The sequence below is a fragment of the Pseudomonas vranovensis DSM 16006 genome (assembly GCF_000425805.1).
Classification (GTDB): domain Bacteria; phylum Pseudomonadota; class Gammaproteobacteria; order Pseudomonadales; family Pseudomonadaceae; genus Aquipseudomonas; species Aquipseudomonas vranovensis.
Genome location: NZ_AUED01000023.1, coordinates 23,052 through 36,402, shown reverse-complemented (window position 1 = coordinate 36,402; position 13,351 = coordinate 23,052). Strand labels below are relative to the sequence as shown.

General features: G+C 61.2%; 14 protein-coding genes and 4 tRNA genes. 9 read left to right on the top strand and 9 right to left on the bottom strand.

The window, feature by feature from the left end; all coding sequences use genetic code 11:
• The first annotated feature begins 1 nt into the window (after position 1).
• From H621_RS0117370 to yacG, 3 genes are read left to right on the top strand one after another with little or no spacing between them, the layout of a single operon-like run.
• A complete protein-coding gene (locus H621_RS0117370; RefSeq protein ID WP_028944620.1) occupies positions 2 to 871 on the top strand; it encodes a prepilin peptidase in 870 nt (289 codons plus the stop codon).
• Positions 871 to 1,494 carry a dephospho-CoA kinase gene (gene coaE / locus H621_RS0117365; RefSeq protein ID WP_028944619.1) on the top strand — a complete coding sequence of 208 codons (624 nt, stop codon included), beginning with the start codon at positions 871 to 873 and terminating at the stop codon, positions 1,492 to 1,494. Before H621_RS0117370 ends, coaE begins: the two co-directional genes overlap by 1 nt.
• On the top strand, positions 1,491 to 1,697 hold the full coding sequence (yacG, locus tag H621_RS0117360) for a DNA gyrase inhibitor YacG (RefSeq protein ID WP_028944618.1): 207 nt from the start codon (positions 1,491 to 1,493) through the stop codon (positions 1,695 to 1,697). The genes coaE and yacG overlap by 4 nt, the downstream gene beginning before the upstream one ends.
• A gap of 3 nt (positions 1,698 to 1,700) precedes the next feature.
• Here yacG and H621_RS0117355 read toward each other — a convergent pair whose 3' ends face one another.
• Entirely contained in the window at positions 1,701 to 2,390 is a 690-nt protein-coding gene (locus H621_RS0117355; RefSeq protein WP_028944617.1) for an energy-coupling factor ABC transporter permease, read from the bottom strand.
• A gap of 137 nt (positions 2,391 to 2,527) precedes the next feature.
• Here H621_RS0117355 and H621_RS0117350 point away from each other — a divergent pair, with 137 nt between their 5' ends.
• The 3 genes from H621_RS0117350 to H621_RS0117340 all read left to right on the top strand — a co-directional run bounded on the left by H621_RS0117350 (position 2,528) and on the right by H621_RS0117340 (position 4,880).
• Positions 2,528 to 3,157, top strand: a complete 630-nt coding sequence (locus H621_RS0117350; RefSeq protein ID WP_028944616.1) for a DUF1780 domain-containing protein — start codon at positions 2,528 to 2,530, stop codon at positions 3,155 to 3,157.
• Between the two features lie 169 nt (positions 3,158 to 3,326).
• Complete coding sequence (locus H621_RS27190) at positions 3,327 to 3,500, top strand: DUF3094 family protein (protein ID WP_036989987.1); 174 nt, start codon at positions 3,327 to 3,329, stop codon at positions 3,498 to 3,500.
• An 84-nt stretch (positions 3,501 to 3,584) separates the two neighbouring features.
• A complete protein-coding gene (locus tag H621_RS0117340) occupies positions 3,585 to 4,880 on the top strand; it encodes an NAD(P)/FAD-dependent oxidoreductase (protein ID WP_028944615.1) in 1,296 nt (431 codons plus the stop codon).
• A gap of 169 nt (positions 4,881 to 5,049) precedes the next feature.
• Here the strand turns inward: H621_RS0117340 and H621_RS0117335 are convergent, their stop codons facing one another.
• The 8 genes from H621_RS0117335 to rluD form a co-directional block, all read right to left on the bottom strand.
• Positions 5,050 to 5,580 carry a dihydrofolate reductase family protein gene (locus H621_RS0117335; RefSeq protein WP_028944614.1) on the bottom strand — a complete coding sequence of 177 codons (531 nt, stop codon included), beginning with the start codon at positions 5,578 to 5,580 and terminating at the stop codon, positions 5,050 to 5,052.
• A 103-nt stretch (positions 5,581 to 5,683) separates the two neighbouring features.
• Positions 5,684 to 5,760 (bottom strand) — tRNA-Pro (locus tag H621_RS0117330).
• Between the two features lie 99 nt (positions 5,761 to 5,859).
• Positions 5,860 to 5,935, bottom strand: a tRNA-Lys gene (locus tag H621_RS0117325).
• A gap of 5 nt (positions 5,936 to 5,940) precedes the next feature.
• A tRNA-Pro gene (locus H621_RS0117320) sits at positions 5,941 to 6,017 on the bottom strand.
• Between the two features lie 10 nt (positions 6,018 to 6,027).
• A tRNA-Asn gene (locus H621_RS0117315) sits at positions 6,028 to 6,103 on the bottom strand.
• A gap of 296 nt (positions 6,104 to 6,399) precedes the next feature.
• Positions 6,400 to 8,964: an ATP-dependent chaperone ClpB gene (clpB, locus tag H621_RS0117310; protein WP_028944613.1), complete on the bottom strand. Its 2,565-nt coding sequence runs from the start codon at positions 8,962 to 8,964 to the stop codon at positions 6,400 to 6,402.
• Between the two features lie 167 nt (positions 8,965 to 9,131).
• The gene (gene pgeF, locus H621_RS0117305; protein ID WP_028944612.1) at positions 9,132 to 9,872 is read right to left on the bottom strand and encodes a peptidoglycan editing factor PgeF; all 741 of its coding nucleotides are present in this window, start codon (positions 9,870 to 9,872) and stop codon (positions 9,132 to 9,134) included.
• Positions 9,869 to 10,831, bottom strand: a complete 963-nt coding sequence (gene rluD / locus H621_RS0117300; protein ID WP_028944611.1) for a 23S rRNA pseudouridine(1911/1915/1917) synthase RluD — start codon at positions 10,829 to 10,831, stop codon at positions 9,869 to 9,871. Before rluD ends, pgeF begins: the two co-directional genes overlap by 4 nt.
• A 150-nt stretch (positions 10,832 to 10,981) precedes the next feature.
• Between rluD and H621_RS0117295 the strand changes: the two genes are divergently transcribed.
• The 3 genes from H621_RS0117295 (at position 10,982) to H621_RS0117285 (ending at position 13,296) form a co-directional block, all read left to right on the top strand.
• On the top strand, positions 10,982 to 11,998 hold the full coding sequence (locus H621_RS0117295; protein WP_028944610.1) for an outer membrane protein assembly factor BamD: 1,017 nt from the start codon (positions 10,982 to 10,984) through the stop codon (positions 11,996 to 11,998).
• A 93-nt stretch (positions 11,999 to 12,091) separates the two neighbouring features.
• A complete protein-coding gene (locus H621_RS0117290) occupies positions 12,092 to 12,322 on the top strand; it encodes a PP0621 family protein (protein WP_028944609.1) in 231 nt (76 codons plus the stop codon).
• 203 nt (positions 12,323 to 12,525) lie between these two features.
• Positions 12,526 to 13,296, top strand: coding sequence for a FadR/GntR family transcriptional regulator (locus tag H621_RS0117285; RefSeq protein WP_028944608.1), 771 nt, complete (start codon positions 12,526 to 12,528; stop codon positions 13,294 to 13,296).
• The last annotated feature ends 55 nt before the right edge of the window (positions 13,297 to 13,351 follow it).

Sequence of the window (13,351 nt, the reverse complement as noted above, 5' to 3'; positions counted from 1 at the left end):
CATGGACCTGATGGATTCGCTGGCCAGCCAGCCGTTGTTGTATATGTGCTTTGCCGTGGTGCTGGGGCTGATCGTCGGCAGTTTCTTGAATGTGCTGGTGCATCGCTTGCCGATCATGTTGCAGCGCCAGTGGCAGGCCGAAGCACGTGAGGTGCTGGGGCTGCCCGCCGAGGCCGAGCCTGAACGTTACGATCTGTGCCTGCCTGCCTCCCAGTGCCCGCAGTGCGGGCATCGCATTCGCCCCTGGGAAAATATTCCTGTACTCAGTTACCTGCTGCTGCGTGGACGCTGTTCCAGTTGTCGCAGCGCCATCAGCGTGCGCTATCCCCTGGTAGAACTGGGCTGCGCAATGTTGACCGGGTTTGCCGCCTGGCACCTGGGCGCCAGCGCCGGCGCGCTGGCCTTGATGGTGCTCACTTGGGGCCTGCTGGCCATGAGCCTGATCGACATCGAGCACCGCCTGTTGCCCGATGCGCTGGTGTTCCCGCTGCTGTGGCTGGGGCTGATCGTCAATGCCTTTGATGTATTCGTGCCCCTGGAGGATGCGCTGTGGGGTGCGGTTGCCGGCTACCTGAGCCTGTGGTCGGTGTTCTGGCTGTTCAAGCTCATCACCGGCAAGGAGGGCATGGGCTATGGCGACTTCAAGTTGCTGGCCCTGGTCGGTGCCTGGGGAGGCTGGCAGGTGTTGCCGCTGACGCTGCTGCTGTCGTCGTTGCTGGGGGCGGTGATCGGGGTGATTGTATTGCGCCTCAAGCGCCAGAAAGCCAGTACGCCGATTCCCTTTGGTCCTTATCTGGCCATTGCGGGGTGGATCGCGCTGCTCTGGGGTGGTCAAATAACCACTTCTTATCTGAAATTCTCTGGAATGTGATGACCACTGCTGCATTCACTCCCTGGATTCTCGGCCTCACCGGCGGCATCGGCAGTGGCAAGAGCGCTGCGGCGCAGCGTTTTGTCGAGCTGGGTGTACACCTGGTCGACGCCGATCAGGCTGCCCGTTGGGTGGTAGAGCCCGGACGTCCGGCCCTGGCCAGTATCGTCGAGCGCTTTGGCGCTGGCGTGCTGCAGGAAGACGGGCAACTGAACCGTGCGGCGCTGCGCGAGCTGATCTTCTCCGATCCAGAGCAACGCCGCTGGCTCGAGGCGCTGTTGCACCCCTTGATCGGCCAGGAAATTTTCAGCTACCTGGCCAAGGCCGAGTCGCCGTATGCAGTGTTCGTTTCGCCGTTGATGGTGGAGTCGGGGCAGTTTCAACGCACCCAGCGCCTGCTGGTGATCGATGCCCCCCAGGAACTGCAGATCCAGCGCACCCTGCTGCGCGACCAGACCAGCCCCGAACAGGTTCAGGCCATCCTCAAGGCCCAGGCCAGTCGCGAGGAACGCCTGCGTCACGCCCACGATGTGGTGGTCAACGACCGTGACCTGGCCTGGCTGCATTCGGAGGTCGACCGCCTGCACCACTTTTACCTGACTTTGCGAGGAGGCCAAGCATGAGCCAACCCCTGACCGTTGAATGCCCGACCTGTGGCGCCCCCGTTGAATGGACCGAGGCCAGCAAGTTCCGGCCGTTCTGCTCCGATCGCTGCAAGTTGATCGACCTGGGTGCCTGGGCCGCCGAAGAGCACAAGATTCCCGTAGCACCGGATGCCGAAGACGAGTTGTTTTCCGGCGAGCTCGCCCCCCGCGCCCACCACTGATTGTCAGCGCCCGGGGTCGTCGTCTTTCCACGGCGCCTGCAGGTAGCGGGTGCGGTTGAAGGTTTCCAGCCACTCCGGGCAGAACACCACCAGGGCGCTGACCACCATGCCGTTGATGAACGCCTCGGGGAAGATGATCAGCCACAGGTAGCCGATAAAGTCCTCGATCCACTCCGGCATCACGAATCGCCCGTCCATCCACAGCAGTCCGAGCGCAGCCAGCAGGCACAGCAGCGCCGACAGCGCGGCGGCAAAAAAACCTGAGCAGAAGATATAGACGAACAGGTTTTTCGGTTGCGCGCGCTCCACCAGGATTGCGCAGCCTTCGGTGATCATCACCGGCAATACAATGAACAGCAGGCCGTTGACGCCCATGGCGGCGAGGTCCTGACGCCCCATCATCACCAGCCCCAGCTGGGCCAGCAATCCACCGACAATCGCCAGTGGCCAATCGAGCAGCAAGGTGACGGCGGTCATACCGATGAAGTGATACGACACCCCGGTCTCGAAATCACGACGGACCAGCCACAAGGCAAACAGCGCAAACACCGTTCCAAACAGCAGGTGCTGACGGCGGCTGTCAGTGAACAGCTCGACCCAGCGCGTGCGTGCCGTGGCCCAAATCAGCATCGCGACGTAGCCGATCCAGCCCAGTATCAGGCTCTGGTCAGACAGCACTTGAGCATCAATCACGGTAGCTGCGTCCTTCTGCGGTGAACGTGATGGCAGTCTACACCGCAAGCCGCGAACAGGGCCGCGAATGGCCGGTCAGCGCCGCCAAGCACATGACTTTATTCATGAAGACACAATTGAACGCTAAGCTTGTCCCCATGGACGACTCAGATTATTTGCGCCTGCTCACCATTCAGGCCGAACAAGCCAATGCGTTTCTTTCCAACGCCCGTAAATGGGAACGTGAGCGTTGGGTCTGCCAGCGCCTGCTGCAAGGCTTGAATATTCCCTACCGCAGCGAGGACTTCACCCCCGCCGGTCAAGAGCCGCCTGATGTGCTGTTTCGCGATGCCTCGTTCGAGGTTTTTTTCGTGCTCGACGAGGGCCGCAGGCTCAATGATGAATGGCGTGAAGAGCTGCAACGCCGGCGCAGCGCCTTTTCCCTGAGCCAACTGGTACGCCGCGAAGCCCGGCCACGGCGTATCAGCGCCCAGGAATTGCTGCAGCGCCTGGCGCCGACCTTGCGTAAAAAAGCCCACAACTACCAGGAGCGCGGGCTGGACCTGAGCGAGCTGGACATCATCGCCTTCGCCAGCCTCAAGCGCGAAGTGCTCGACCTCAACAGCCACTTCCCACCGCCCACCGAATACCTGCGCCAGGGCTGGCGCTCGCTGTCGCTGGTGGGCCCGACCTTTGCCCGTGTGTTGTTCGCCCATCCCGATGCGCCGGACTTCCTGCGTGGCAACCTGGGGCGCAGCATTGTGTTCGACGTGGGTATCAGCCTTTAAGCTGGCCCCCTGCCAACGCGTAATGGCATAAATTTCGCGCCGGTGATACAAAGCGCAATCATTCGTCATAAAGGCTGCGGTGTGACTGCACGATGGGGCCCGGTTCAAACGACTACAGTGAACCCTGTAGCTTCCCTTCAGTCACAAGCGTCTACCTGACGAGGCCCTCATGACCAGCCGCCTGAATCCCGAAGACCAACGTCGTGTCGATCAATACCTGCAAGCTCCCCAGCATCAAGTCGAGCGCAAGCCTTTCCGGCCGTGGCTGCTCCTTTGCATGGTGGTGCTGGTGACTATTGGCCTGGGCCTGTTGAGCCGCCTCTTGAGTAACCTGGTGCTATGAGCTGCCTTGCGCTCGCCCAATCCGCCCGCCCCGCGCGGCCGCCCACTCGAGACCCGAATTCCGTAAACCTTATGAGATATCCCCATGACTCACCGTATTGTGATTGTCGGCGGCGGCGCCGGCGGCCTGGAACTGGCGACCCGCCTGGGTAAAACCCTGGGTAAAAAGGGCACCGCCAGTGTCACCCTGGTCGATGCCAACCTGACGCACATCTGGAAGCCGCTGCTGCACGAAGTGGCCGCCGGTTCGCTGAACTCCTCGGAAGACGAACTGAACTACGTGGCCCAGGCCAAGTGGAATCACTTCCAGTTCCAGCTCGGCCGCATGAGCGGGCTGGACCGCGAGAGCAAACAGATCCAGCTGGCCGCGACCCTCGATGAAGAGGGCCGTGAACTGCTGCCCGCTCGTACGCTGGGCTATGACACGCTGGTCATCGCCGTAGGCAGCAATACCAACGATTTCGGCACCGAGGGCGCGGCGCAGCATTGCCTGTTCCTCGACACCCGCAAGCAGGCCGAGCGCTTCCACCAGCAATTGCTCAACCACTACCTGCGCGCCCACGCGGGCGACCAGGCCAACGAAACCATCAGCGTTGCCATCGTCGGCGCCGGTGCCACCGGCGTGGAGCTGGCGGCCGAGCTGCATCACGCGGCGCACGAACTGGCAGCCTATGGCCTGGACCGTATCCAGCCCAAGGACATGCACATCACCCTGATCGAAGCCGGTCCACGGGTATTGCCCGCGCTGCCGGAGCGTATCAGCGTGCCGGTACACAAGACCCTGGAGAAACTCGGGGTTACGGTCATGACCAATGCGGCGGTCAGCGAAGTGACCGCTACCGAACTCAGGACCAGCAATGGCGATGTGATCCCGGCCAGCCTGAAGGTATGGGCAGCGGGTATTCGGGCACCGGGATTCCTCAAGGACATCGACGGCCTGGAGACCAACCGCATCAATCAGTTGGTGGTACGCCCTACCCTGCAAACCACACTGGATGACGACATCTTCGCCTTTGGTGACTGCGCCGCCTGCCCGCAGCCGGGTAGTGATCGTAACGTACCGCCACGGGCACAAGCAGCCCACCAGCAAGCCTCGATGCTGGCCAAGTCGCTCAAGGCGCGCCTGGAAGGCAAACCCCTGCCAACCTACGCCTACCGTGACTACGGCTCGCTGGTATCGCTGTCGCGTTTCTCGGCGGTGGGCAACCTGATGGGCAACCTGACGGGCAGCGTGATGCTGGAAGGGTGGTTGGCGCGAATGTTCTATGTGTCGCTGTACCGGATGCACCAGATGGCGCTATACGGGACATTCCGCACGCTGATGCTGATGCTGGGCAGCCGGATTGGCCGGGGCACCGAGCCGCGCCTGAAACTGCACTGATCTGCAGGGGCGAGCTTGCCCCACGATAGGCAAGCCCGCTCCTACCTGGCGACTGCTGCGCAGTCGATCGCAGCCTCGTTCCTCGGCAGCGGCTACGGATTGCAAGCCGAGCCGGTAAGCCGCTTGCATCAGCCTGCGATCGACCGCGCAGCGGCCGTACTTCTAGCTGCTACCGGGCTATTCGGTAGGTGCTTTGTACAAAGCCATTCTCGAAAGTGGTGCTGCGCACATGCTGCAGCACCACATCCTCCGCCAGCGCCCCGAACAGGCTGATCCCGCTGCCCAGCAACACGGGGATGCGGGTGATGGTCAGTTCATCCAACCGCCCTTCTCGCAAGAAGCTCTGGATCACTTTGCCGCCGTCCAGGTACAGGCTCTTGGCGCCCGTTTCCTGAAGGTAATCGAGCAGGTCTGCCAATGGCCCCGGATGCACCTCGACGTTTTGCCCGGCATCTGCCTGGCTCAGGGTGCTGCTCAGCACCACCACACGCTTGTGGGGGTAAGGCCACTCGCCAAAGGTCAGGACTTTCTCGAAGGTGTTGCGCCCCATGACCAGGGTGTCGATCGTCGCCATATAGGCTGCATAGCCATGGTCGTCGCTGGAGCTGGTGGCAACCATCAGCCAATCCAGCTCGCCGCATTCACGGGCGATGAAGCCGTCGAGGCTGGTGGCGATGTATACGGAGGTCTTGAGGGTCATGGGCAGCTCCCTTGCAGAACAAAGCCGGATAGTAGCAGGCAATGTCAGAGGCTGCAGAAACGAAAAAAGGGCACCTTTTGCAAGGTGCCCTTCTTTCTGAATATGGTCGGGGTAAGGGGATTCGAACTCCTGACATCCTGCTCCCAAAGCAGGCGCGCTACCGGACTGCGCTATACCCCGGTAAAAAAAAGGCACCAATTAAGGCGCCTTTTTTAGTGGCTGGACGCTAATGGCGTTCCAACCTTTTAAGATCCAAACCCAGCGAACCGGACTTGAAAATGGTGGGTCGTGTAGGATTCGAACCTACGACCAATTGGTTAAAAGCCAACTGCTCTACCAACTGAGCTAACGACCCAAAAATGGTCGGGGTAAGGGGATTCGAACTCCTGACATCCTGCTCCCAAAGCAGGCGCGCTACCGGACTGCGCTATACCCCGGCTTGAAATTTGGCTCCGCGACCAGGACTCGAACCTGGGACCCAATGATTAACAGTCATTTGCTCTACCGACTGAGCTATCGCGGAACTATCAATTTCAATTACTGCAATTTCAAAAGCTGTATCACTACCGCCTTGAACTCTTCGACCTTGTGCATCGCTGCGTTCATGTCTCTGAGGCGCGCTATTCTACAACCTTCAAAACCCTTGTCAACCCCTAATTTGCATTCAACTTACTGATTTGCAACTTTTTTTCAGATTCCCGATTTTGCCGGGAAGCTGCGGGGCGACATACAGCGGGGCGCACTTTACAAGCACTCGAGGAAAAATGCAAAGAAAAAAAAGGCCTCGAAATCGAGGCCTTAGCGTAACCCAGCGAAAAATCAGGCGAAGACGATTTCTTCGCCTTCGACCTTGGCCGTGATTGGCGTGCCTGGCAGGAACTTGCCAGCCAGTATCAACTGCGCCAACGGGTTTTCGATCCAGCGCTGGATCGCCCGCTTCAGCGGCCGAGCACCGTAGACCGGGTCGTAACCGACGGCGATCAGTTTATCCAGTGCCTCGTCGCTCAGCTCCAGGCCCAGGTCGCGCTCAGCCAGGCGGCTGCGCAGACGGCCCAACTGGATATGGGTGATGCCAGCGATCTGCTCACGGCCCAAAGGCTCGAACACCACGACTTCGTCGATACGGTTGATGAACTCTGGGCGGAAATGCGAGCCCACTGCGTCCATCACTGCCGCACGTTGTGCATCACGGTCACCCACCAGCTCCTGGATCTGTGCCGACCCCAGGTTGGAGGTCATCACGATCACGGTATTACGAAAGTCCACCGTACGACCGTGGCTGTCAGTCAGGCGACCGTCTTCAAGCACTTGCAGCAACACGTTGAACACATCCGGGTGAGCCTTCTCGACCTCGTCGAGCAGCACCACCGCGTATGGTTTGCGCCGCACCGCCTCGGTCAGGTAGCCACCCTCTTCGTAACCGACATAGCCAGGTGGCGCACCGATCAGCCGCGCCACGGAGTGTTTCTCCATGAACTCGGACATGTCGATCCGTACCATCGCCTCTTCGGTGTCGAACAGGAACTCTGCCAGTGCTTTGCACAGCTCGGTCTTACCTACCCCGGTCGGGCCGAGGAAGAGGAACGAGCCACTTGGCCGGTTCGGGTCAGAGAGCCCTGCACGGGAGCGACGCACGGCGTTGGAGACTGCCACCACAGCTTCTTCCTGACCGATCACCCGCTCATGCAGCAGGCTTTCCATCTTCAGCAGTTTTTCCCGCTCGCCTTCAAGCATCTTGGCCACGGGAATGCCGGTCCACTTGGACACGACTTCAGCAATTTCCTCTTCAGTCACCTTGCTACGCAGCAACTGGTTCTCGGTCTTGCCGTGCTGGTCGACCATTTGCAGGCTGCGCTCCAGGTCCGGGATCACCCCGTACTGCAGCTCGGCCATGCGGCTGAGGTCGCCCTTGCGCCGGGCTGTTTCCAGCTCCTGGCGGGCCTGCTCGATTTTTTGCTGGATCTGGGCAGAGCCCTGTACTTCGGCCTTTTCCGAGGTCCAGATTTCTTCCAGGTCGGAATACTCACGCTCCAGTCGCGCAATTTCTTCGGTGAGCTTTTCCAGACGCTTGAGCGTGGCTTCGTCGTCTTCCTTCTTCAGTGCCTGGGACTCAACCTTCAACTGGATCAGGCGACGTTCCAGACGGTCGAGCACTTCCGGCTTGGAGTCAATCTCCATGCGGATACGGCTGGCCGCTTCGTCGATCAGGTCGATGGCCTTGTCCGGCAACTGGCGATCCGTGATGTAGCGGTGGCTGAGCTTGGCCGCGGCAATGATGGCGCCGTCACTGATCGCTACCTTGTGGTGCACCTCGTAACGCTCTTTGAGGCCACGCAGGATGGCGATGGTGTCTTCCTCGCTCGGCTCCTCTACCAGTACTTTCTGGAAACGACGCTCAAGGGCGGCATCCTTCTCGATGTACTGGCGGTATTCGTTCAGGGTGGTGGCGCCCACGCAGTGAAGCTCGCCACGGGCCAGGGCCGGCTTGAGCATGTTACCGGCATCCATGGAGCCCTCGCCCTTGCCGGCACCGACCATGGTGTGCAGCTCGTCGATGAACAGGATGATCTGCCCTTCCTGCTTGGACAGCTCATTGAGCAGGCCCTTGAGGCGCTCTTCGAACTCGCCACGGAACTTGGCACCGGCAATCAGCGCGCCCATGTCCAGCGACAGCAACCGTTTGCCTTTGAGACCGTCGGGCACTTCGCCGTTGATGATGCGCTGGGCCAGGCCTTCGGCGATGGCAGTTTTACCCACGCCAGGCTCACCGATCAGCACCGGGTTGTTCTTGGTACGACGCTGCAGCACCTGAATGGTGCGACGGATTTCATCGTCACGGCCAATCACCGGGTCAAGCTTGCCGTCTTCGGCACGCTTGGTCAGGTCGACGGTGTACTTGTCCAGGGCCTGGCGTGACTCTTCGGCGTTGGGGTCGTTGACCGCCTCGCCGCCACGCAGGTTGCTGATGGCGTTTTCCAGGGCTTTTTTGGTCACGCCCTGGCCCAGCAGCAGTTTGCCGACCTTGCTGTTCTCGTCCATGGCGGCGAGCAGCACCAGTTCGCTGGAAATGAACTGGTCACCCTTCTGCTGGGCCAGGCGATCGGCCTGGTTGAGCAGACGCGCCAGGTCCTGCGACATGTTGACGTCGCCGGTCGGGTTCTGGATTTTTGGCAATTGGTCGAGTTCTTTGCCCAACGCCTTGCGCAGGCTGTTGATGTCGAAACCGACCTGCATCAGCAGGGGCTTGATCGAACCGCCTTGCTGGTCGATCAAGGCTTGCAACAGGTGAGCAGGCTCGATGGCAGGATGGTCCATGCCAACGGCCAGGGATTGGGCGTCGGATATTGCTAGCTGTAGCTTGCTGGTCAAACGGTCTATTCGCATAGGTTACCTTCCTTTTTGGGCAGGTCGGAGCGATGGACACACCAGATGAGTGAACCTGCCAGAGATACCCTAATAGATAGGGGTAGATTGGGCGGATTCAAGGTAAGCGGCGTTGTTTGAGGGGGTAAAACGCCCCTCGATAAGTAACAGTTTATAACTGTTTGAAATCAGCGTTGCTCAAGCCAGACCAGAGAGGCGAAGCGCCCACCCTGCGGAGTACGCCGATAAGAATAGAAGCGTGGATCGCTGACGGTACAGAAACCGCCGCCAAACACCGCCTGCACACCGCGGGCAGCCAGTCGAAGGCGAGCCAGGGTATAGATGTCGGCCATCAATTTATCCGGGCGGGCACCGGGCGCGAAGGCCTGGGCGGTTTCCGGATGAATGGTGGTGAAGGCGTCTCGCACTTCCAGGCCCACTTCAAAGGCCTGCGGGCCGATAGCCGGGCCCAGCCACACCAGCACCTCTTCTGGCGCAAGGGCCAAGCGATCGAGCGTGGCCTCGATCACGCCACCGGCAAGGCCGCGCCAGCCTGCATGAGCCGCCGCTACCCGAGTACCGGCACGGTCGCAGAACAGCAGCGGCAGGCAATCGGCGGTCATTACGGTGCAGGCAATGCCGGGGGTGGTGGTCCAGCTGGCGTCGGCCTCGGCGATCACGCCTGGGTCGGCATCGGCCACCGCCACGCCATGCACCTGCTTGAGCCAGGCCGGCTGGATGCCGAACTCGGCGGTCAGGCGCTGGCGGTTCTCGGCCACCGCGGCAGGCTCATCGCCTACATGGTCGCCAAGGTTGAAGCTTTCATAGGGTGGCAGGCTGACGCCGCCGGCCCGCGTGGTGACGCACGCTCGGACTCCGGCTGGCGCAGGCCAGTCCGGGATCAGCAGATCGTGCGCCAGCTCAGTCATCCGACGAACGCCTCGCGGTCCTGCTTGAGCAGCGACAGCAGCCAGACGAAATCATCCGGCAGCGACGATTCCCAGCCCATGCGCTCGCCGGTCACCGGATGATCCAGTTCCAGGAACCGCGCGTGCAGCGCCTGACGCGGGAAGGTCTTGAGCGCATCGACCATGGTCGGGCTGGCCGCAGGCGGAATGCGGAAGCGACCGCCGTAGACCGGATCGCCGACCAACGGGAAGTTCACATGAGCCATGTGTACACGAATCTGGTGGGTACGCCCGGTTTCCAGCTTGACCCGCACGTGGGTGTGGGAACGGAAGCGCTCCAGCACACGGTAGTGGCTGACAGCCGGCTTGCCGCCTTCTGTCACGGCCATGCGCTGGCGCTGGCCACCGTGGCGGCCGATCGGGGCATTGATCTTGCCACCGGCGGTGACCACGCCAATCACGATGCATTCATAGATGCGGCTGACACTGCGACTTTGCAACTGGGCGACCAGTTGAGTCTGCGCCTGGATGGTCTTGGCCACCACCATCAGACCGGTGGTGTCCTTGTCCAGGCGGTGGACGATCCCGGCGCGCGGCACATTGATGATGTCTGGCACGTGGTGCAGCAGTGCGTTGAGCAGGGTGCCGTCGGCGTGGCCCGCAGCCGGGTGGACCACAAGCCCGGCAGGCTTGTTGATCACCAGGATGTGGTCGTCTTCATAGACGATATCCAGCTCGATATCCTGGGCCACCCACTCGCCCTGGGCCTCTTGCTCGGCCTCGAGCGCCAGCAGCGAGCCGCCGTGGACGATATCGCGCGGACGCAGGACCGCGCCATCGACCGTCAGGCGCCCCTCCTTGATCCAGGTGGAAAGGCGCGAGCGCGAGTGCTCAGCGAACAATTGGGCGGCGACTTGGTCGAGGCGTTGCCCGCCCAATTCGGACGGCACCTCTGCGCTAAGTTGAATGATCTCGGACATGCTCGAATCAGCGGGCGGCACAGCCTTTGGTTTCGACTGCACGCTTGTGGTTAAATACGACGTCTTTTGCCCCGGAGGTTGCACCGGGGTGCTCATCATAACAGGACGGCCTCGCCCAAGACAGCGGCCGTCATAGGGACGCAAGCCGCTATGCAAGTGAAACACCTGCTGCTGATCGCCATCCTCGGACTCACCGCTGCTTGTTCTTCGAAGGAAGTCGTCGACGAAAACCTGAGCGAAGCCGAGCTGTACCAGCAGGCGCAGGCCGACCTGGACAACCACAGCTACACCAGCGCCACGAGCAAGCTCAAGGCCCTGGAGTCGCGCTATCCGTTCGGTCGCTATGCCGATCAGGCGCAACTTGAGCTGATCTACGCGAACTACAAGAACGCCGAGCCTGAAGCCGCCAAGTCGGCCGCCGAGCGTTTCATTCGCTTGCACCCCCAGCATCCAAACGTCGATTACGCCTACTATCTCAAGGGCCTGACCTCGTTTGACCAGGACCGGGGCCTGCTGGCGCGCTTCCTGCCGCTGGACATGACCAAGCGTGACCCGGGTGCCGCCCGCGACTCCTACAACGAATTCGCCCAGCTCACCAGCCGCTTCCCCAACAGCCGTTATTCGCCTGACGCCAAGCAGCGCATGATCTACCTGCGCAACCTGCTGGCCTCCTACGAAATCCACGTAGCCGACTACTACCTGACCCGTCAGGCCTATGTCGCTGCCGCCAACCGTGGCCGTTATGTGGTGGAGAACTTCCAGGAAACCCCATCGGTGGGCGACGGCCTGGCAGTGATGACCGAAGCCTACATGCGTCTGCACCTGGACGAACTGGCCGCCACCAGCCTCGAGACCCTCAAGCTCAACTATCCGGATCACCCGAGCCTGGTCGACGGCCAGTTCGAGCCCAAGCAGGATGAAGCCGACAACCGCTCCTGGTTGTCCAAGGCGACCCTGGGCCTGATCGAGACCGACGCGCCGCTGCCACCGGGCGAAACCCGCGCCAACCAAGACGTGATCAAGCAGTACGAAGACGCCAAGGAAGCAATTCCGGCCGAGCTGCTGCCAAAAGACGGCGACGCCGTTGAAGAAGAAGAGCACGAAGCGGAAGGCAACAACGATGACCGCTCCTGGTTCAGCTACATGACCTTCGGCGTATTCGACTGACGGAACATGCAACAGATAAAGGGAGGCCAAGGCCTCCCTTTTTTCTTGCCCGAGCCCTAGACTTGAGGCTCTTCACTGACAAAGCTGGACACCATGGTTCGCCTACTTTTCTGGATCGCCCTGATTGCCGCTGCCTTCTGGCTGTGGCGCAAGTTCAAGGCCAGCAACGCTGCTGCGCCCGACAACGGCCTCGAAGACCCGTTGAAGATGGTGCGCTGCGCCCATTGCGGCGTACACCTGCCCAATGACCGCGCCCTGCGCCTGGGATCGCAGTGGTATTGCAGCCAGGCCCACCTGGAGCAGGGGCCTGGGCCGCAGCGTTAAGTTTCGATTCTCGCGGTAGGAGTGGGCTTGCCCCGCAATTGGGCAACATCAGATTTATCGCGGGGCGAGCCCGCTCCTGCTCTGCTTTCCTGTAAACGACCTCCCCGCACCATTTGCGACACCTTCCCCGCCCCACCTGTTGACCTGGACGGTCAAAGGTCATTAAGTACTATTTATCCGCATAAATATGAAAAATGACCACCATGCTCAAACGCCCGATCAAGCGCAAACGCCAGAAGCTCTCGGACATGATCGTCGAGTCGGTCAAACGCTCGATTGTCATCGACGCCCTGCGCCCCGGTGACCGGCTGCCGACCGAGCGCGAATTGATGGAAAGTTTCGAGTGTTCCAAGGGCACCGCCCGTGAAGCGCTCAAGGCCCTGGAGGTCGAAGGCCTGGTCAACACCCGCACCGGCCCCAGCGGCGGCGCCTACCTCAACGAGGCCGGCACCGAGCCCGCCAGCCGCGCGCTGCGCAACTACCTGCACTTCCAGCAACTCGATGGCGAGCAGGTGTACCAATTGCGCAAAGTCATTGAAGTGGAACTGGCCGTCGCGGTCATCGGCCGCCTGAGCGAAGAAGACTTCAGCGCCTTGCAGGCCAACATCGACTGCTGCAGCGCCCCGGAAGACAGCGAACTGGGGCAGCGGGAGCAACGCCTGGCCGAGCTCGAGTTCCACAACATCCTGGCCCGGCGTTGCCCCAATCCGCTGCTGAGTTTCATGGCGACCTTCCTCAACGACTTGCTGCGCGACCTGGTGGTACTGAAAAAAGCCTACAAGCCCAAGCGCGAGCAATTCGACGCCGCCAACATCGATTACCACAAGCAACTGCTGACCGCCCTGCGCGCCGCCGACGAACCGGCGGTGCGTCGCCTGATGCACGAGCACATGTGCGACGCCGAACAGCACATGACCGCCCTTGAAGGCGAAGTGGCCCGGCACTTTTTGCTGGAGTTCGACCACCACCACTGATCACGCCCGACCAGAGGCCTGCCCACAGGCCCGACCGTGCCCGCTTTGTCATTGC